This is a genomic window from Polynucleobacter sp. HIN9 (assembly GCF_030297635.1).
GTDB lineage: Bacteria > Pseudomonadota > Gammaproteobacteria > Burkholderiales > Burkholderiaceae > Polynucleobacter.
In genome coordinates this window covers 506,915-524,405 of record NZ_AP028140.1, presented here as the reverse complement: position 1 = coordinate 524,405, position 17,491 = coordinate 506,915, and the positions used below count along the sequence as shown (strand labels likewise).

The 17,491-nt window shown below is 47.7% G+C and carries 17 protein-coding genes; 5 read left to right on the top strand and 12 right to left on the bottom strand.

Translation table 11 applies throughout. The features are described 5' to 3' along the window. Genes QUE62_RS02740 through QUE62_RS02730 form a run of 3 tightly spaced genes read right to left on the bottom strand, consistent with a single transcriptional unit; the run spans position 1 to position 2,761 of the window. Positions 1-813, bottom strand: a complete 813-nt coding sequence (locus QUE62_RS02740) for a TatD family hydrolase (RefSeq protein WP_286262545.1) — start codon at positions 811-813, stop codon at positions 1-3. Positions 814-819: 6 nt separating this feature from the next. After that, on the bottom strand, positions 820-1,506 hold the full coding sequence (locus QUE62_RS02735) for an ABC transporter ATP-binding protein (protein WP_286262129.1): 687 nt from the start codon (positions 1,504-1,506) through the stop codon (positions 820-822). Next, on the bottom strand, positions 1,499-2,761 hold the full coding sequence (locus tag QUE62_RS02730; RefSeq protein WP_286262543.1) for a lipoprotein-releasing ABC transporter permease subunit: 1,263 nt from the start codon (positions 2,759-2,761) through the stop codon (positions 1,499-1,501). The genes QUE62_RS02735 and QUE62_RS02730 overlap by 8 nt, the downstream gene beginning before the upstream one ends. Positions 2,762-2,829: 68 nt before the next feature. Between QUE62_RS02730 and QUE62_RS02725 the strand changes: the two genes are divergently transcribed. The 4 genes from QUE62_RS02725 (at position 2,830) to lysS (ending at position 8,153) form a co-directional block, all read left to right on the top strand. Then, positions 2,830-3,732, top strand: coding sequence for a hypothetical protein (locus QUE62_RS02725; RefSeq protein WP_286262126.1), 903 nt, complete (start codon positions 2,830-2,832; stop codon positions 3,730-3,732). Next, a complete protein-coding gene (recJ, locus tag QUE62_RS02720; RefSeq protein ID WP_286262124.1) occupies positions 3,729-5,471 on the top strand; it encodes a single-stranded-DNA-specific exonuclease RecJ in 1,743 nt (580 codons plus the stop codon). The genes QUE62_RS02725 and recJ overlap by 4 nt, the downstream gene beginning before the upstream one ends. 23 nt (positions 5,472-5,494) lie before the next feature. Then, positions 5,495-6,599 (top strand): peptide chain release factor 2 gene (gene prfB / locus QUE62_RS02715; RefSeq protein WP_286224309.1). Its coding sequence is split into 2 segments (ribosomal slippage): positions 5,495-5,575 and positions 5,577-6,599, totalling 1,104 coding nucleotides; the frame shifts between segments, so codons are not numbered across the junction. Between the two features lie 9 nt (positions 6,600-6,608). Next, positions 6,609-8,153: a lysine--tRNA ligase gene (lysS, locus tag QUE62_RS02710; RefSeq protein WP_286262122.1), complete on the top strand. Its 1,545-nt coding sequence runs from the start codon at positions 6,609-6,611 to the stop codon at positions 8,151-8,153. A gap of 2 nt (positions 8,154-8,155) precedes the next feature. Here lysS and QUE62_RS02705 read toward each other — a convergent pair whose 3' ends face one another. The 9 genes from QUE62_RS02705 to uvrB all read right to left on the bottom strand — a co-directional run bounded on the left by QUE62_RS02705 (position 8,156) and on the right by uvrB (position 16,141). Further along, positions 8,156-8,503 (bottom strand): HNH endonuclease, encoded by a 348-nt coding sequence (locus QUE62_RS02705; RefSeq protein ID WP_286224305.1) that lies wholly within the window; start codon positions 8,501-8,503, stop codon positions 8,156-8,158. A gap of 11 nt (positions 8,504-8,514) precedes the next feature. After that, positions 8,515-8,853 (bottom strand): ISC system 2Fe-2S type ferredoxin, encoded by a 339-nt coding sequence (gene fdx, locus QUE62_RS02700; protein WP_286224304.1) that lies wholly within the window; start codon positions 8,851-8,853, stop codon positions 8,515-8,517. A gap of 17 nt (positions 8,854-8,870) precedes the next feature. Further along, entirely contained in the window at positions 8,871-10,733 is a 1,863-nt protein-coding gene (hscA, locus tag QUE62_RS02695; protein ID WP_286224302.1) for a Fe-S protein assembly chaperone HscA, read from the bottom strand. An 11-nt stretch (positions 10,734-10,744) separates the two neighbouring features. Continuing rightward, complete coding sequence (gene hscB, locus QUE62_RS02690) at positions 10,745-11,269, bottom strand: Fe-S protein assembly co-chaperone HscB (RefSeq protein ID WP_286224301.1); 525 nt, start codon at positions 11,267-11,269, stop codon at positions 10,745-10,747. Next, complete coding sequence (gene iscA / locus QUE62_RS02685; protein ID WP_286224299.1) at positions 11,247-11,570, bottom strand: iron-sulfur cluster assembly protein IscA; 324 nt, start codon at positions 11,568-11,570, stop codon at positions 11,247-11,249. The genes hscB and iscA overlap by 23 nt, the downstream gene beginning before the upstream one ends. A gap of 8 nt (positions 11,571-11,578) precedes the next feature. Further along, entirely contained in the window at positions 11,579-11,965 is a 387-nt protein-coding gene (gene iscU / locus QUE62_RS02680; RefSeq protein WP_215371770.1) for a Fe-S cluster assembly scaffold IscU, read from the bottom strand. Between the two features lie 33 nt (positions 11,966-11,998). Next, positions 11,999-13,258 carry an IscS subfamily cysteine desulfurase gene (locus QUE62_RS02675; RefSeq protein ID WP_286224294.1) on the bottom strand — a complete coding sequence of 420 codons (1,260 nt, stop codon included), beginning with the start codon at positions 13,256-13,258 and terminating at the stop codon, positions 11,999-12,001. A 2-nt stretch (positions 13,259-13,260) separates the two neighbouring features. Continuing rightward, entirely contained in the window at positions 13,261-13,830 is a 570-nt protein-coding gene (iscR, locus tag QUE62_RS02670) for a Fe-S cluster assembly transcriptional regulator IscR (RefSeq protein ID WP_108508047.1), read from the bottom strand. A gap of 148 nt (positions 13,831-13,978) precedes the next feature. Next, positions 13,979-16,141 (bottom strand): excinuclease ABC subunit UvrB, encoded by a 2,163-nt coding sequence (gene uvrB / locus QUE62_RS02665; RefSeq protein ID WP_286262120.1) that lies wholly within the window; start codon positions 16,139-16,141, stop codon positions 13,979-13,981. Positions 16,142-16,274: 133 nt separating this feature from the next. Here uvrB and QUE62_RS02660 point away from each other — a divergent pair, with 133 nt between their 5' ends. Then, positions 16,275-17,480, top strand: coding sequence for an amino acid aminotransferase (locus tag QUE62_RS02660; protein ID WP_286262118.1), 1,206 nt, complete (start codon positions 16,275-16,277; stop codon positions 17,478-17,480). The last annotated feature ends 11 nt before the right edge of the window (positions 17,481-17,491 follow it).

Sequence of the window (17,491 nt, the reverse complement as noted above, 5' to 3'; positions counted from 1 at the left end):
TTATTGGTTCAGAAGCTGGCCCCAGCGCGGTAGGGCCTGACTGACGTTACGGATAACTGCTTGTGAAAGGGTGTTTGGCTGCACGCTACGGATTTCTGCCAACACCTGCGCAATACGAGGTAAAAATGCCGGCTCATTGCGACGCCCTTGTTCAGAGCGTAACCATGCTGGTGGAATATCTGGCGAATCGGTCTCGGTCACGATAGCTTCTAGTGGCAACTCTTGAATAAGCCTACGAATTTGTAAAGCACGCTCATAAGTTGCCGCGCCTCCAAAACCCAGTTTGAATCCAAGATCAATAAATTGGTGGGCCTGCTGAAAACTACCATTAAATGCATGGGCAATGCCGCCACTTAAATTTCGTTGGCGAAGCGCCTTCAAAATCATGTCCTGAGAGCGACGAACATGCAAGATCACCGGCAGTTGATAGTGTTGGGCTAAGTCTAGTTGCGCATGAAAGAATAGAGCCTGTCGATGCGGATCTAACTCAGCAACAAAATAATCGAGGCCAATTTCACCAATACCGACAAAGTGAGGGTCATTTTTAGCATTGGCTACTGCAGTCTCTAACGTTTTTAGATCACTTTCGCTAGCACGATCGGTAAACAGGGGATGAATCCCTAAGGTATAGACTAAATATGGAATGTCGCCCTTAAACCGATGGGTAAGCTCTTGAACGGCCTCAAAATCTTGGGCTCGTACTGCAGGCAATAAGATACCGGCTACGCCAGCACATTTTGCACGCTCTACGATGCTCTCGATATCACTCAAAAATTCTGGGGCATCGAGGTGGCAATGGGTATCAAGCCACATCACTTACTATTCCCCAAATGGCTCGAGTACACCGCGGGTTAAGCGCAAAATACGATCACAGCGTTTAGCACGAATCGGATCGTGGGTCACAATTAAAAATGCGGTGCCCTGCTCTTTGGCAATATCGAGCATTAAATCAAATACCCGATCAGCAGTCTCCGTATCCAAGTTACCAGTTGGCTCGTCGGCCAACACACAATCGGGTTTTCCAACTAAGGCGCGCGCCACTGCAACGCGTTGACGCTCCCCACCCGATAACTCTGCTGGGGTGTGATGCAGACGTTTTCCTAAGCCAACCGCATCCAATAGGATATGGGCTGGGGCTTCTGCCTCTTCCTGACTCAGGCCTCTAATACGTAAAGGCAAGGCGACATTCTCAAGCGCTGTTAATTCGTCAAGCAGATGATGAAACTGATATACAAAGCCCAGGCGTTCATTACGGATTTGATCAAGCTCCTTCGGGCTCATCCGATTGAGTAATTGACCTGCTAGCTCTACCTCACCAGCGCTTGCCGTATCCAATCCCCCCAAAAGGTGAAGCAAAGTACTCTTACCCGAGCCGGAGGATCCCACAATCGCAACCTTCTCGGCCGGACTTAACTCCAAATCAACTGCTTTCAATACTTCAACGGCATTAACGCCCACCCCATAGGTTTTAGCAAGTTTGGACGCTTTCAGAACTGGCTTACTCATAGCGCAATGCCTCGGCTGGTTTGACCTGCGCTGCTCTACGGCTTGGGTAAATAGTCGCAAGAATCGATAGAACAAAAGCCATGATTCCTACCTTTAGTACATCATCGAGACGCACATCCGATGGCAGCTGGCTAATGAAATAAATATCTCTTGGCAAGAACTGTACTCGGAAAAGAGTCTCAATAAATGGCACGATCACATCGATGTTAAGAGCAATAAGTAATCCAAATGCAACGCCTAGGAGCGAGCCCAACAAGCCAATCGCCAAACCTTGCACTAAAAATATACGCTGTACGAGTCCCGCGCTCGCTCCCATGGTTCGAAGAATCGCAATATCGGCCTGCTTATCGGTCACAGTCATTACTAGAGTGGAAACTAAGTTGAATGCTGCTACCGCAATAATCAAGGTCAAAATAATGAACATCATTTTTTTCTCAGTTTGGACTGCAGCAAACCAATTGCGATTAGAGCGTGACCAATCGCTAACCCAGAGCGCTTGCGGTACGACCTGAGCTAGACGCACCGCAATTTCAGGAGCTTTTTGCATGTCATCAACTTTTACCCGCAAACCGGTCGGATCGGTCATTCGTAACAAGGCAGCAGCATCCTTCCAGTGCATCACTGCCAAAGTACTATCGTATTCATAGTGACCACTATCCACCATGCCAACTACCTGGAGAGCGCGCATCCGCGGCATCATGCCGGCGGGAGTCAAATCACCTTCCGGAACTAATAGGTTTACGCGATCACCCACCCTTACACCAAGCGTACCTGCCAGTTGGGTTCCTAATACAACCCCAAATTGCCCGGGCTTGAGATCGCTCATTGAACCCACAATCAATTGCTTGGGTAGATCAGATACTCGACCCTCTAAGGCTGGATCCACGCCTCGCAACGAAACCCCGCGCATTGATTCAGCTCGAGATAAAAGACCCTGGGAACTTACCATTGGGGCAACCCCGAGAACATGAGCTTGTTTTGCAAGTGTCTCGGCGATTGGCTCCCAATCGACCAAACCACTTGGGGAGGTAATCTCAATATGGGAGAGAACCGAAAGCATACGGTCTCGCACCTCTTTCTGAAATCCATTCATGACAGAGAGCACTACGATTAGAGCCGCTACCCCTAAAGCGATCCCAGCCATGGAGATCCCAGAAATAAAGGATAGAAACCCATCACGCTGACCAACCGCTTTCCTGCGTCGTGAGCGCGTGTACTTAAGACCTATCTCTAGCTCAATCGGAATCTTCCACATCTTCACAGTTTAAGCAATTGGCAACGCCTACTAAGCAAATTGAGTAATTGCCACCTAAAATTAGGGTCATGAATCATCACATTAGCATTCTCCTGCCTGGCGAAGATCAGATTAATCACGATGTTGAGCGTGCGCCCAAAGCTTTGCCGCATGAGCGCTATCTGATTGGCAACTCCTTTGCACTTGGTAGTGCCCTGCATACAAATCCGAATAATCAAGTTCAGCTATGCATTGAGCCGGTTCATTTACACGCGACGCGCGACCATCTCGTCCTACTTCCGTTATCGGAATTGACTGTATCTAGTGATGAAATCATGATCTTGATGGAGGAGGCAAACACCATCTTCGGCGAAGAAGGAATAATCCCAATTTCAAATAATAGCTATGCCTGGGTTTATGCAGCAAGTGATTATCAATCACTCTACACCCATAGCCTGGCACAAGCTACAGGCCGTAATATCGATTGGTGGCTCCCAAAAGATACCGTCGTGTCAGGTTTAGCCAAGCGTTGGCGCAGGGTTCAGAACGAAATCCAAATGCGCTGGCATATTCACCCCATTAATGAGGCACGGGAGGCGCAAGGATTACCCCGAATTAATTCAGTTTGGGTATATGGGATTGGTAAAGCAACCGATATTACTTATTCGCCTGAATTAACTAATGCTACGCAAATTATTAGTGATCATCCCTGGATGACATCGATTGCTGCACAGTGTGGCATCCCTCTTCTGAAATCCCAAACTGTTCAGTGGGAACAACAAGCAAGCGATATCTTTGTGTGGTTAAAGGATATTGACAAACAATGGCCAAGACTGGTGCAAGCGATGTTCGAACTTGACCTAGAAATCACGCTAATTGATTTTCCGCAAGGCATTCGCAAGCGCACGCTTCGAGCCAAAGACTATCGAGGACCTGCATGGAAGTTTTGGCATAAAAATCAGCCACCGACCTGGGAGGAATTACAGGCATGAGTGTTTTCAGCCAACGCGCCTACCCAAATGAAGTTACTACAAGCTTAGAGGGGCATGGCATTGATCCGCTCTTTGCCCGCTTATACGCTGCTCGAGGCATTCAGGAGTACTCCGACTTAAGTCTTGAGGCAAAGCATTTACTACCACCCTCGTCACTGAAGGAATGCGAGACAGCCGCGAGATTATTAGCAGATGCAATAAGCTCTAAACGATCGATGGTGATCGTCGCTGATTACGACTGTGATGGCGCAACCGCCTGCGCTGTTGGCCTGCGAGGATTACGCATGCTAGGGGCATCTGACCAGCAATTGGGTTACTTGGTTCCCAATCGCTTTACCATGGGATATGGGCTAACCCCCGAGGTGGTTGATATGGCGCTTGAACTCAATCCAAGACCATCGCTCCTAATTACGGTTGATAACGGAATTGCTAGCCATCAAGGAATTGACTATGCCAAGACACACGGCATCGATGTTCTGGTCACTGATCATCATCTACCCGGCGAGGAACTTCCAAATGCTCTAACAATAGTCAACCCCAATCAGCCAGGATGTCTATTTTCCAGCAAAGCACTAGCGGGCGTTGGTGTGATGTTCTACATTTTGATTGCCTTACGAGCCCTGTTACGAGAGCGAGGCGTATTTACTGTCGAGACCCAGCCAAAACTCGAGCAGCTCTTTAGCTTAGTAGCGCTTGGCACAGTGGCAGACGTTGCCCAACTCGATCGCAATAACCGCATCCTGGTCTCACAAGGTCTCAGAAAAATACGTCAGGGTCTCGCTCCGGCAGGATTGCTCGCCTTATTTGAGGTGGCCGGACGAGATCCCAGGGCTGCCAGCCCCTTTGATCTAGGATTTGCAATTGGGCCCCGCTTAAATGCTGCTGGTCGCTTAGCCGATATGAGCCTAGGAATTCAATTGCTCCTATGTGATGATGAGCTTCGCGCAAGATCCCTGGCACAAGAGCTTGATCGCATTAATCGAGAGCGGCGCGTGATCGAGTCCGGCATGCAAGAATCCGCGCTTGCGAGCCTTGCTAATTTATCCGTGAATGAACAACCCGCACTTTGCTTATGGCACCCTGATTGGCATCAAGGCGTGGTGGGCATTGTCGCCTCGCGACTGAAGGAGCGCTTTAATCGCCCAACGATTGTTTTTGCACCTGCCGATGATGACTCTGGCGCTCGATTGCTGCGTGGCTCTGGTCGGTCGATTCAGGGCTTTCATCTGCGTGATGCGCTTGACTTAGTTTCAAAAAAATACCCTGGGCTCATTTTGAAGTTTGGCGGTCATGCCATGGCCGCAGGCCTAACCATTCGCCAATCCGACTTTGATGACTTTGAGAATTACTTTCGAGAGATCAGCGCAAGCCTGCTCGATGATGAAATTTTACAAAGGCGCTGTATCCATGATGGCTCCTTGAGCCCAGATCAATTTACTGTTGAAATTGCTGACCGCCTGGTGCAAGAGATCTGGGGACAAGGTTTTCCGCAACCGCTCTTTTATGGCGAATTTCAGGTACTACAGCAGTCGTTAATGAAAGATAAACATTTACGTCTCTTACTACGCCCAATTGTGCAGGACGAAAGTGATACCTCCGTCGTATCAGCAGTTTGGTTTAATCGCACCCAAACACTACCGCAGCTCGCATTTTTGGCATTTCGTCTAGTGAGTGATCGTTTTCGCGAAGAGGCCCGTATCCAATTGATCATTGAGGCCATCGACGACCCACTCCATTAGGCGCTTACCCGTATAATTCGCTAATGGAAGCCGAACAACTCAATCAAATTACCAACGCCTTCAAAGATCTCCTCGCTCGCGAGCACGCCCTTCGGGGGTATCTTTGACTTTGATGCTAAATCAAATCGCCTAATTGAAGTCAATCGTATTTTGGAGGATCCCAAAATTTGGGATGATCCAAAACAAGCACAAGCCTTTGGGAAAGAAAAAAAGTTACTTGAAGGCGTAGTGAGCACCCTAACTGATTTGCAGCAAAACATTATTAGTAGCATGGAGCTAATGGATCTTGCTCGCGCCGAGAATGATTTAGATACCCTGCTATCTCTTGAAGCGGATGCAGGTACTTATGAAAAAATTATTGCCGATCTCGAATTTAGGCGGATGTTTCATAATGAAATGGATCCTTGCAATTGCTTTATTGATATTCAGGCGGGGGCCGGGGGTACCGAAGCATGCGATTGGGCCAGTATGCTGTATCGCCAGTACCTAAAATACTGCGAGCGCAAAGGCTATAAAACCGAGATTTTGGAAGAATCTGACGGTGACGTCGCTGGCATCAAAAGTGCCACAATCAAGGTGGATGGTGAATATGCGTATGGTCACCTCCGCTCCGAAACGGGTGTACACCGCTTAGTCCGTAAATCACCATTCGACTCCTCGGGTGGTCGCCATACCTCATTTGCCAGCATTTATGTCTACCCTGAGATTGATGACTCGATCGAAATCGAGATCAATCCTGCCGATATTCGTACTGATACCTATCGCGCCTCTGGCGCTGGCGGTCAACACATTAACAAGACTGACTCTGCGGTTCGTCTTACTCATATTCCAACGGGCATTGTGGTGCAGTGTCAAAACGATCGTAGCCAGCATCGCAACCGAGCTGAGGCAATGAGTATGCTCAAATCACGCCTATATGAACATGAGATGCGTAAACGACGTGCCGAACAAGATAAGTTAGAGGCTAGCAAAACCGATGTCGGCTGGGGGCATCAAATCCGCTCTTACGTGCTTGATCAAAGTCGCATTAAAGATTTACGAACCAATGTTGAGATCTCGAATACCCAGAAAGTCTTGGATGGTGATCTCGACGCATTTATTGAGGCCAGCCTTAAACAGGGCGTGTGAGATTCCATTATGAGTAACTTAGACCAACAAGACCCGCTATTTCCTGCGCAAGATGAAAATCACATCATTGCCGAGCGACGTGAGAAGTTAGCAAAGCTACGCCAAGCAGGCATTGCATACCCCAATGATTTTGTACCAACTCACTTGGCGGCTGACCTTCATCAGCATTACGACTCATTGAACAAAGAAGAATTGGCCAGCAAACGTGTTCATGTAAAAGTTGCTGGTCGGATGGTTCTAAAGCGAGTGATGGGCAAAGCCAGCTTCGCGACTATTCAAGATCGTAGTGGTCAAATTCAGTTTTACATCAGTGATGATGTCACTGGCAGTAATGTTCATGCGGCCTTTAAGCATTGGGATTTAGGCGACATCATTGCTGCCGAAGGCTATTTATTTAAAACGAACAAGGGTGAGTTATCGATTGAGTGTTCAACACTGAGACTTTTAAGCAAGTCTTTACGCCCCCTGCCCGATAAATTCCATGGTCTTGCCGATCAAGAATTGAAGTATCGGCAACGCTATGTGGATTTGATTGTGAATTCAGATAGCCGAAATACGTTCTTGGCGCGCAGCAAAGTGATTACTTCGTTGCGTCGTCATATGACTGACGCACAGTTCATGGAAGTCGAGACGCCCATGCTTCATCCGATTCCGGGTGGAGCTGCAGCTAAACCATTTATTACCCACCATAATGCACTTGATATGCAAATGTTTTTGCGTATCGCTCCAGAGTTATATCTAAAGCGCCTAATCGTAGGTGGTTTTGAACGGGTTTTTGAGATCAATCGTAATTTCCGTAATGAAGGTGTAAGTCCTAGGCATAACCCCGAGTTCACCATGATGGAGTTTTATGCAGCCTATACCGACTATCGGTGGCTCATGGATTTCACTGAAAATCTCATTCGTAGCGCTGCCATCGATGCACAGGGGACTGCAACCCTAACCCACCAAGGTCGTCCACTGGATCTTGCCAAACCCTTTGACCGTCTGACCATTACCGAGGCGATCTTAAAGTACAGTCCTCTTTCGAAAAAATCCTATACCGCGACTCAACTAGAGGATCCTGAATTTATTCGCAGCGAGCTTAAAAAAGGTGGTGAAGACCTGAACGCTCCGCCACTAAAAAACGCTGGTTTGGGAGCATTGCAGCTTGCCTTATTTGAACTGGTAGCTGAAGAGCACCTTTGGGATCCGACGTACATTATTGACTACCCCATCGAAGTGAGTCCGTTGGCGCGCGAGTCTGACACTCGCAAAGGAGTAACCGAGCGTTTTGAGCTTTTTATTACAGGCCGTGAAATTGCAAATGGTTTCTCGGAACTCAATGATGCCGAGGATCAAGCCGAGCGTTTTCGAAAACAAGTGGCGCAAAAGGATGCCGGCGACGAGGAGGCCATGTATTTTGACCACGACTTCATTCGGGCACTTGAATATGGCATGCCCCCTACCGGAGGGTGCGGTATTGGTATTGATCGATTAGTGATGTTACTGACCGACGTACCCAATATTCGTGATGTGATCCTGTTTCCTCATTTACGTCGGGAAGACGAATAAACCTAATACTCTTTTAAGCGAGAGCTTTTAGCAACTCGCTCATAAAAGCCATCTGGCTTATTTTTCACCCACTCAATGAAGCGTTGCATCTGCGGATGTTGGCGAATCGCTTCTGCTGAATTCAAACGTCTTGCTAATTCGGTCTCGGTAAATAAAGCGTGGATCTGACGATGACAGATTCGATGTAAATACTGTGTTTCCCTGCCACCCTTAGAGCGCGGAATCAGATGATGCGCATCCATTTGAGCGGGAGGAATCTCGCGCTCGCAAATAGGGCAAATCATAGGGTTGGGGGTTACTGACACCGCATCGATTGAATCAATTTGCTTTTGGCGAATCCGACCCAACATAGAATTTAGAGCTAATGATTTTCTTTAGCGTGATTGATCGAATATTTTGGGATTTCAATCACTAAATCCGTTTTGGCCACAATCGCCTGACATGATAGACGGGATTGTGGGGAAAGGCCCCAAGCACGATCGAGCATATCCTCTTCATTTTCATCAGGCTCATTAAGACTTGCAAATCCTTCGCGCACAATGACATGACAGGTGGTGCAAGCGCACACCATATCGCACGCATGTTCAATTTCAATATCATTAGCAAGCAAGGTCTCACAAATACTGGCCCCTGGTTCAGCTTCAATCACTGCGCCATCAGGGCAATACTCAGAGTGGGGCAAGACAACAATTTGGGTCATTACGTTTATCTCAAGGGTTAAATTTCAGCAACATTTTTTCCAGTCAGTGCACGCTGAATGCTGGCATTCATGCGTTTTTCAGCAAACGGATCGGTAGTCTTGGCGGCTTTTTCAATCGCTTTACGCAACACATCACTGTTTGTTTCCACTTCTAAAAGTGTCTGTAACTGAGTCATTTCCTTACGAATCAGGGCACGCTCGACATCGGTTAGCAGATCACCATCCTCCTGCAGTGCTACAGTTACTGCCTCTAATAAGCGCCTTGCTTCCACCTGCTCTTCACGTAATGCACGAGCGCGCATATCATCCCCGGCGGCCTGGAATCCATCTTGCAGCATGCGGGCAATCTCAGAATCACTTAGCCCATAGGATGGCTTGATTTCAATGGATGCCTGGACCCCAGAGCTTTGCTCGATCGCATGCACCGATAAAAGTCCATCTGCGTCGACCTGGAATGTCACTCGAATACGCGCAGCACCAGCAACCATCGGAGGAATACCCTTGAGCTCAAATCGCCCTAGGGACCGGCAAGCATCAACGACCTCGCGCTCCCCCTGCACAATGTGGAGCGATAAACCGGTCTGACCATCTTTAAAGGTCGTGAAGTCTTGTGCCCTGGCAACAGGAATTGGCGTATTGCGCGGAATTATTTTTTCTACGAGTCCACCCATGGTTTCCAAACCAAGGGATAGCGGGATAACATCAAGTAATAACCACTCATTGTTCTTGCTTTGATTGCCCGCTAGAAGATCGGCCTGCATTGCTGCGCCAAGAGCAACCACCTGATCGGGATCAAGGTTGTTTAAGGGCTGAGTCTTAAAAAATGCCCCAACCGCTGCTTGTACTTGCGGCATACGGGTGGCGCCACCAACCATCACGACACCCTTTACTTCATCCACTTGGAGTTGAGCATCACGCAGTGCTTTACGAACCGAAACCATAGTCTTATCCACCAATGGCTTTGTAAGCGCTCCGAACTTGTCGCGAGTCAGAATTAGGGAGATGGACTGTCCGTTCGTGAGCGTGAGCTCAATAGGGGTTTCGGTCACATTGCTTAACTCTTCTTTGGCGCGCTTGGCTGCGCTCAGAAGCGCCCGCTGATCCTGAGGCTCAAGGCTTATCAGCTTAGCCTCATTAATAACCCAGTCATATACCGATCGATCGAAGTCATCACCACCCAAGGCAGAATCTCCACCGGTGGATAAAACCTCAAACACGCCCTTACTCATTCGCAGAATCGAAATATCAAAGGTTCCGCCGCCAAGATCATAGACGGCATAAATACCTTCCGAGGCATTATCTAGGCCATACGCAATCGCAGCCGCTGTGGGCTCGTTTAATAGCCGCAGGACGTGGAGCCCGGCAAGCTTAGCAGCGTCTTTCGTAGCTTGACGTTGGGCATCATCAAAATAAGCGGGAACTGTGATGACCGCCCCGACGATTTCATCCTGTACGGAATCTTCGGCTAACTGTCGTAATCGCGCCAAGATCTCTGCGCTCACCTCCACCGGGCTTTTATCCCCTGCAGCAGTTCGTAACTTAACCATGCCTGGCTCATCGATGAACGTGTAAGGGAAATCGTGACCCGTGAAATCATTTAAACCGCGTCCCATGAAACGCTTAACTGAGACAATCGTATTTTTTGGATCCTCGATCACATGTTCTAAAGCCTCAAATCCACCCTGCGTTCTGCCATTTGGCAAATACCGAACCACCGAGGGAAATAGAGCCTGACCAGCAGCATCCGTTAAGACTTTTGGTAAGGCATCACGAACGACCGCAACCAAGGAGTTCGTCGTTCCTAAATCGATTCCAATGGCCACCTTGCGCTCATGGGGCGCCAATGCCATTCCAGGTTCAGCAATTTGTAGTAGAGCCATATTTGTTTGTCTTAGACCAGTTGCGCGATTGCATCATCGAGCTCGGTAGCAAATTTGTTGATAAAGAGTAAGCCACGCAAGATATCGACCGCTTTGGAATAAGAGGACTGCTCAAATGCATTGGTAAGCTGCTGTAATGAATCGCTACGAGAGGCTTCAACCTCAGTTGCAAGTTGCTCCAGAGCCTCCAAATCATCGGCATGGTCATCCAAAGCTTCGCGCCACTCCATTTGCTTCATGAGAAACTGGGCTGGCATTGCAGTATTAGTCTCGAGATCAGCTTCAACGCCCTGGAGCTGACAGAGGTAGAGGCCACGCGCGATGGGGTCTTTCAGGGTTCGGTAAGCGCTATTGGCATAAGTCGCCATTTGCATCGCTAAGCGTTGCTCGGCATCAGACCCCGAGGCGTGACGATCGGGGTGAACTTCCTTTTGAATCGCTAAATAGGCCTGATCCAATGCCGACGTATCAAATACGAATCGGGGAGTGAGGCCAAAAAAAGTGAAGTAGTTGTCAGACGCGGAAAGATTCGCCACAACCACACTCATCTTTCACATTGGGATTCTGAAACTTAAATCCTTCATTTAAGCCCTCGCGGACAAAATCAAGCTCGGTGCCGTCGATATAGGTCAGGCTCTTTGGATCAACAAAAATCTTGATGCCATAGGATTCAAATACTTGATCTTCTGGAGCGGCCTCATCAACATATTCCAATTGATAGGCAAGGCCTGAGCAGCCAGTGGTGCGCACGCCCAAACGCAAACCACAGCCTTTACCGCGTTTTTGCAAACTACGGTTGACGTGGTTAGCGGCCTTTTCAGTGAGGGTGATGGGCATAGTAGTTTTTATTTAACAGGATGCTTGTCTTTGTAATCTTTTACTGCTGCCTTAATGGCATCCTCAGCCAAGATCGAACAATGAATTTTCACGGGTGGCAATGACAACTCTTGAGCAATTTGGGAGTTCTTAATCTCCAAAGCTTGATCAAGAGTTTTACCTTTTACCCATTCGGTCACCAATGAGGAGGATGCAATCGCAGAACCGCAACCATAGGTCTTGAATTTCGCATCTTCAATGACACCATGATCATTCACGCGAATTTGCAATTTCATCACATCACCACATGCGGGCGCACCAACCATTCCGGTGCCAACCTGCTCATCACCCTTGGCAAAGGAGCCAACATTTCGGGGGTTTTCATAATGATCAATTACTTTATCGCTATATGCCATTTCAAATTACCTCGTTTAGAACAACAAACATCATTAATGCGCTGCCCATTGAATCGTATTGAGATCAATGCCGTCTTTGTACATTTCCCATAAGGGAGAAAGTTCCCGCAATTTTGCAATCTTGTCTTTGACCAACGCAATCGTGAAATCTACTTCTTCTTCGGTGGTAAAGCGACCGATCGTAAAACGAATCGAACTATGGGCAAGCTCATCGTTACGCCCCAATGCACGCAATACATAAGAAGGCTCTAAAGATGCTGAGGTACAAGCAGATCCAGAAGAGATCGCAATGTCCTTTAATGCCATCAACATCGATTCACCTTCAACATAGTTAAAACTGATATTGAGGTTATGGGCAACACGGTGATCCATATCACCATTGACATAAACTTCTTCAATGTCTTTTAAACCAGCTAACAAACGATCACGCAATTTGCGAATCCGCGCGGCTTCCTCAGTCATCTCAATCCGAGCAATCCGGAACGCCTCACCCATGCCAACAATTTGGTGAACAGGTAAAGTTCCCGAACGCATTCCGCGCTCGTGACCGCCGCCATGAATCTGCGCTTCAATTCGCACTCGGGGCTTGCGTCGCACATATAGAGCACCAATCCCTTTGGGGCCATAAGTCTTATGTGCTGAGAAACTCATCAGATCGACTTTGAGCTTTTCTAAGTCAATCTCAACCTTGCCGGTTGCTTGCGCAGCATCCACATGAAAAATGACTCCGCGCGAGCGGCACAATTCGCCAAGTCGTGGAATGTCTTGAATCACTCCAATTTCGTTATTGACATACATCACCGATGCCAAGATGGTGTCTGGACGAATAGCAGCCTCAAACTGAGCAAAATCAATTAGACCGTTTTCCATGACATCGAGGTAGGTAACATCATATCCCTCGCGTTCAAGCTCACGACAAGTATCAAGGGTCGCTTTATGCTCAGTCTTCACCGTAATAATGTGCTTGCCTTTTTCTTTGTAGAAATGGGCTGCGCCCTTCAGCGCTAAATTAATACTCTCGGTTGCGCCACTGGTCCATACGATCTCACGAGGATCGGCATGAACTAATTTAGCAACCTCAACCCGCGCTTCCTCGACCGCTTCCTCGGCCGCCCATCCAAATGCATGGCTACGGGAGGCTGCATTACCAAATTGCTCCCGCAAATAAGGCAGCATTTTGTCAACCACGCGCTGATCAATCGGCGTCGTCGCCGAGTAATCCATATAGACCGGGAAATGCTTGGGGCTATATATGGAAACGGGTTGTAAAGCTGCCTTCATGGGAGCGTTCATACTTAACCTTGTCTTGCTAAATTGAATACTGAATTAATTAAGGGCCGCTTAGGAGCCTCTTCTTTTTTAGCAACTGCAGCGACTGCGGGCTTTTTCAACTTCGCAGGCTCAACGCGCACTTTTTTCTCGCGCATATCAGCAATCACCACTCCGCGGCTTTCTTGCTGTTTGACCAAATCGCGTAAGGTGACCGAGTCTAGATACTCAACCATCTTGGCGTTCAAATTGGTCCATAAGTCATGGGTCATACAGCGACTATGGGTGTCTTCCTCGCTATGGCAATTTCCCTTGCCGCCGCACTGGGTAGCGTCTAAGGGCTCATCCACAGCCACAATGATGTCGGCCACACTGACCTCCTCGGCTTTGCGGGCTAATGTATAGCCGCCACCTGGACCGCGAGTACTCTCAACAATGTTAAAGCGACGCAATTTTCCAAAGAGTTGCTCTAGATACGAAAGCGAAATCTTCTGGCGCTGGCTAATTCCAGCTAGGGTTACGGGACCATGCGCTTCGCGCAGGGCTAAGTCAATCATCGCGGTTACAGCAAAACGACCTTTAGTAGTAAGTCTCATAAATCACCTTGGTTGTGGGTTGATATGGACAGCCATTGCCAGAGGGGTAATACCTGACAATTCCACTCAAGTATAACATATTCCCGAGTATTTTTATCAGGAATAAGCCATAGGAGTAATGTGGGGATAAAAACGATAAGCGCTTGATTTATATAGAATCTTTAGCAAGCGCTCCAAATGCCAACTCCTTAATTTTAGCAATCTGGTCTCGAGTTGCGGCCGCCTTCTCAAACTCGAGATTTTTGGCCTCAGCCATCATTTGCTTCTCGAGACGATTAATTTCGCTCGCTAACTCACGCTCACTCATCATCTCATACTGGGCCTTACGCTGCGCAACTTGCAACTCCGCGCGCTTTTCCTGAACATCGTAAACGCCATCAATAATGTCTTTGATTCGCTTCTGAACACCTTTGGGCTTAATGCCATGCTGCAAGTTAAACGCAATTTGCTTATTTCTGCGACGCTCAGTTTCCCCCATCGCTCTTTTCATGGAGTCCGTTATCTTGTCGGCATACAAAATCGCTTTGCCATGAACATTTCGCGCCGCCCTTCCAATGGTCTGAATCAAACTCCGCTCTGCTCGTAAAAATCCCTCTTTATCCGCATCCAAGATTGCGACGAGAGATACCTCGGGGATATCAAGACCCTCGCGCAATAAATTGATACCAACTAACACATCAAAAACACCTAAACGTAAATCACGAATAATCTCGACACGCTCAACCGTATCAATATCCGAGTGAACATAGCGTACTTTTACGCCGTTATCAGCCAAATATTCTGTTAATTGTTCGGCCATACGCTTTGTAAGCACTGTGACCAATATGCGCTCACCCGCTTTCACACGCTCATGAATTTGACCCAGTAAGTCATCCACCTGAGAGCTGGCGGGTAGAACCTCAATTTCAGGATCGACCAGACCTGTAGGACGTACGACTTGCTCAACCACTTGGCCCGTTTTTTGGTTTTCATAATCGGCTGGAGTTGCTGAGACAAAAATTGCTTGGCGCATCTTCGTCTCAAACTCTGGAAATTTCAGCGGTCGGTTATCCATCGCCGATGGTAAGCGAAAGCCGTACTCCACCAAGGTATGTTTACGAGAGCGGTCCCCGTTATACATCCCATTCAATTGCCCAATCAAAACATGGCTCTCATCTAAAAACATGAGCGCATCATCTGGCAGGTAATCAACTAATGTGGGTGGCGCTTCACCCGGTTTTGCACCCGATAAATGTCGTGAATAGTTTTCAATCCCTTTACAAAAGCCGAGCTCTGAGAGCATCTCCAGGTCAAAACGGGTACGCTGCTCTAAACGCTGCGCCTCCACTAACTTATTCCCTTTAACAAACTCATCCAAACGCTCCCGTAACTCAGCTTTAATAGTTTCAATCGCTCTTAAAACTGTTTCTCTTGGGGTTACATAATGCGAGCTTGGATACACCGTAAAACGCGGTAATTTTTGCTTAATCTTTCCGGTTAATGGATCAAAGAAATGAAGTGATTCAACTTGGTCATCAAATAGCTCAACCCGAATCGCCAGTTCATTATGCTCGGCCGGGAAAATATCGATCGTATCGCCGCGGACCCGAAAAATGCCTCGCTGAAAATCCATCTCATTGCGCTCATACTGCATGGAAATCAATCGAGTCACGATATCGCGTTGACTTAATTTATCACCGGGTCGCAAGGTCAACACCATGCTGTGGTAATCACCTGGATTGCCAATGCCATAAATGGCCGATACGGTTGCCACAATCACCACATCTCGACGCTCTAATAAACTTTTTGTGGCCGATAAACGCATCTGTTCAATATGCTCATTAATTGATGAGTCTTTTTCGATGAACAGATCGCGCTGAGGTACGTAAGCTTCTGGTTGATAGTAGTCGTAATAACTCACAAAATATTCAACAGCATTTCTGGGGAAGAATTCCCGAAACTCAGAATACAACTGTGCTGCGAGAGTTTTATTGGGCGCAAAGATAATGGCCGGCCGGCCCATTCTCGCAATGACATTCGCCATGGTGAATGTTTTGCCCGAACCGGTAACCCCTAATAGAGTTTGAAACAACAATCCATCCTCAAGTCCTTCGCATAACTGATCAATCGCAGTCGGTTGATCACCGGCGGGGGGAAATGGTTGATAGAGTTGATATGGTGAATTTGGAAAGGTAACAAACTTCGATTCATCCAGAGTCGTCGCCTCCTCAATCTGTAGAACAACATCCTCTGCGACTCCAGAAGAATCGGTAAAAACGACCGGATCTGGGTTCTTTTTTTTGCTGGTCGATTTTGGATTGAGCTTTGGCATCTCGGCTATCATTTATGGCCAGGGATGAATTACCTAGCAATTTATAAATAATCTTCAATTTTGCCGTTTTTATTCCGTTTATACCAACCGCTTCTAAGAGCCTGATTTACAACAACTAATCGAAATTTCCACCATGAATCTGTTTTCTTCCGTCCAGCTTGCTCCCAAAGATCCAATTTTTGGCCTAACCGAGGCTTATAACGCTGACCAAAGGCCCGGCAAAGTTAATTTAGGTGTAGGGGTTTATTACACCGATGAAGGCAAAGTTCCGCTCTTGCGCGCTGTCCTGGAGGCGGAGAAAGAAGTCGTTGCCAAAGAAGCGCCTCGTGCCTACATTCCGATTGAAGGACCCAATCCATATAACTCAGCTGTTCAGAACTTACTTTTTGGCAAAGACTCAGCATTGATTCAGGCTGGGCGAGTGGTCACTGCAGAGTGCCTTGGTGGCACTGGAGCCCTCCGAGTTGGTGGAGATTTTGTTAAACGCCTTGAACCTACTGCAAAAGCAGCCATTAGCTCCCCAAGCTGGGAGAACCATCGCGGTATTTTTGAAGCTGCTGGATACGAGGTTTTGGAATACACCTACTTTGACCCAAAAACACGGGGTGTTAACTTTGATGGCATGGTGAAATCGCTGGAGTCTTTTCCTGCGAAAACCTTGGTCATCCTTCATGCCTGCTGTCACAATCCAACGGGTGCGGATCTCAACAAAGATCAATGGCAAAAAATTATTTCGATTTGCCAACAAAAACAGTTAATTCCATTTCTTGATATTGCTTACCAAGGCTTTGCGGACGGTATTGAACAAGATGGTGCTGCCGTACGCATGTTTGCTGATTCGGGAATGTCTTTCTTCGTATCGAGTTCTTTCTCCAAATCATTCTCTTTGTATGGTGAGCGTGTTGGTGCTTTATCCATCGTGACACAAAGCAAAGAAGAGTCTGCCCGCGTTCTGTCGCAGCTCAAACGCGTGATTCGAACCAATTACTCAAACCCACCAACGCATGGTGCAGCGATTGTGGCAACGGTTCTCAACTCACCAAAACTGCGTCAAATGTGGGAAGATGAATTAGCCCAGATGCGCGATCGGATTAAATCCATGCGTCAAGGCCTAAAAGAGAAATTGGCAGCAGCTGGCGTATCGCAAGATTTTTCATTTATTGAAGCACAACGGGGAATGTTCTCCTACTCAGGGCTGACCTCTGACCAGGTCGCCAAGCTCCAAGAACAGGATGGCATTTACGCTCTGTCCACGGGACGCATTTGCGTGGCTGCTTTAAATACTAAAAATATAGATCGGGTCGCTCAGGCAATTGCCCGGGTTCTCATGTCAAAATAAGATCTTTGCTG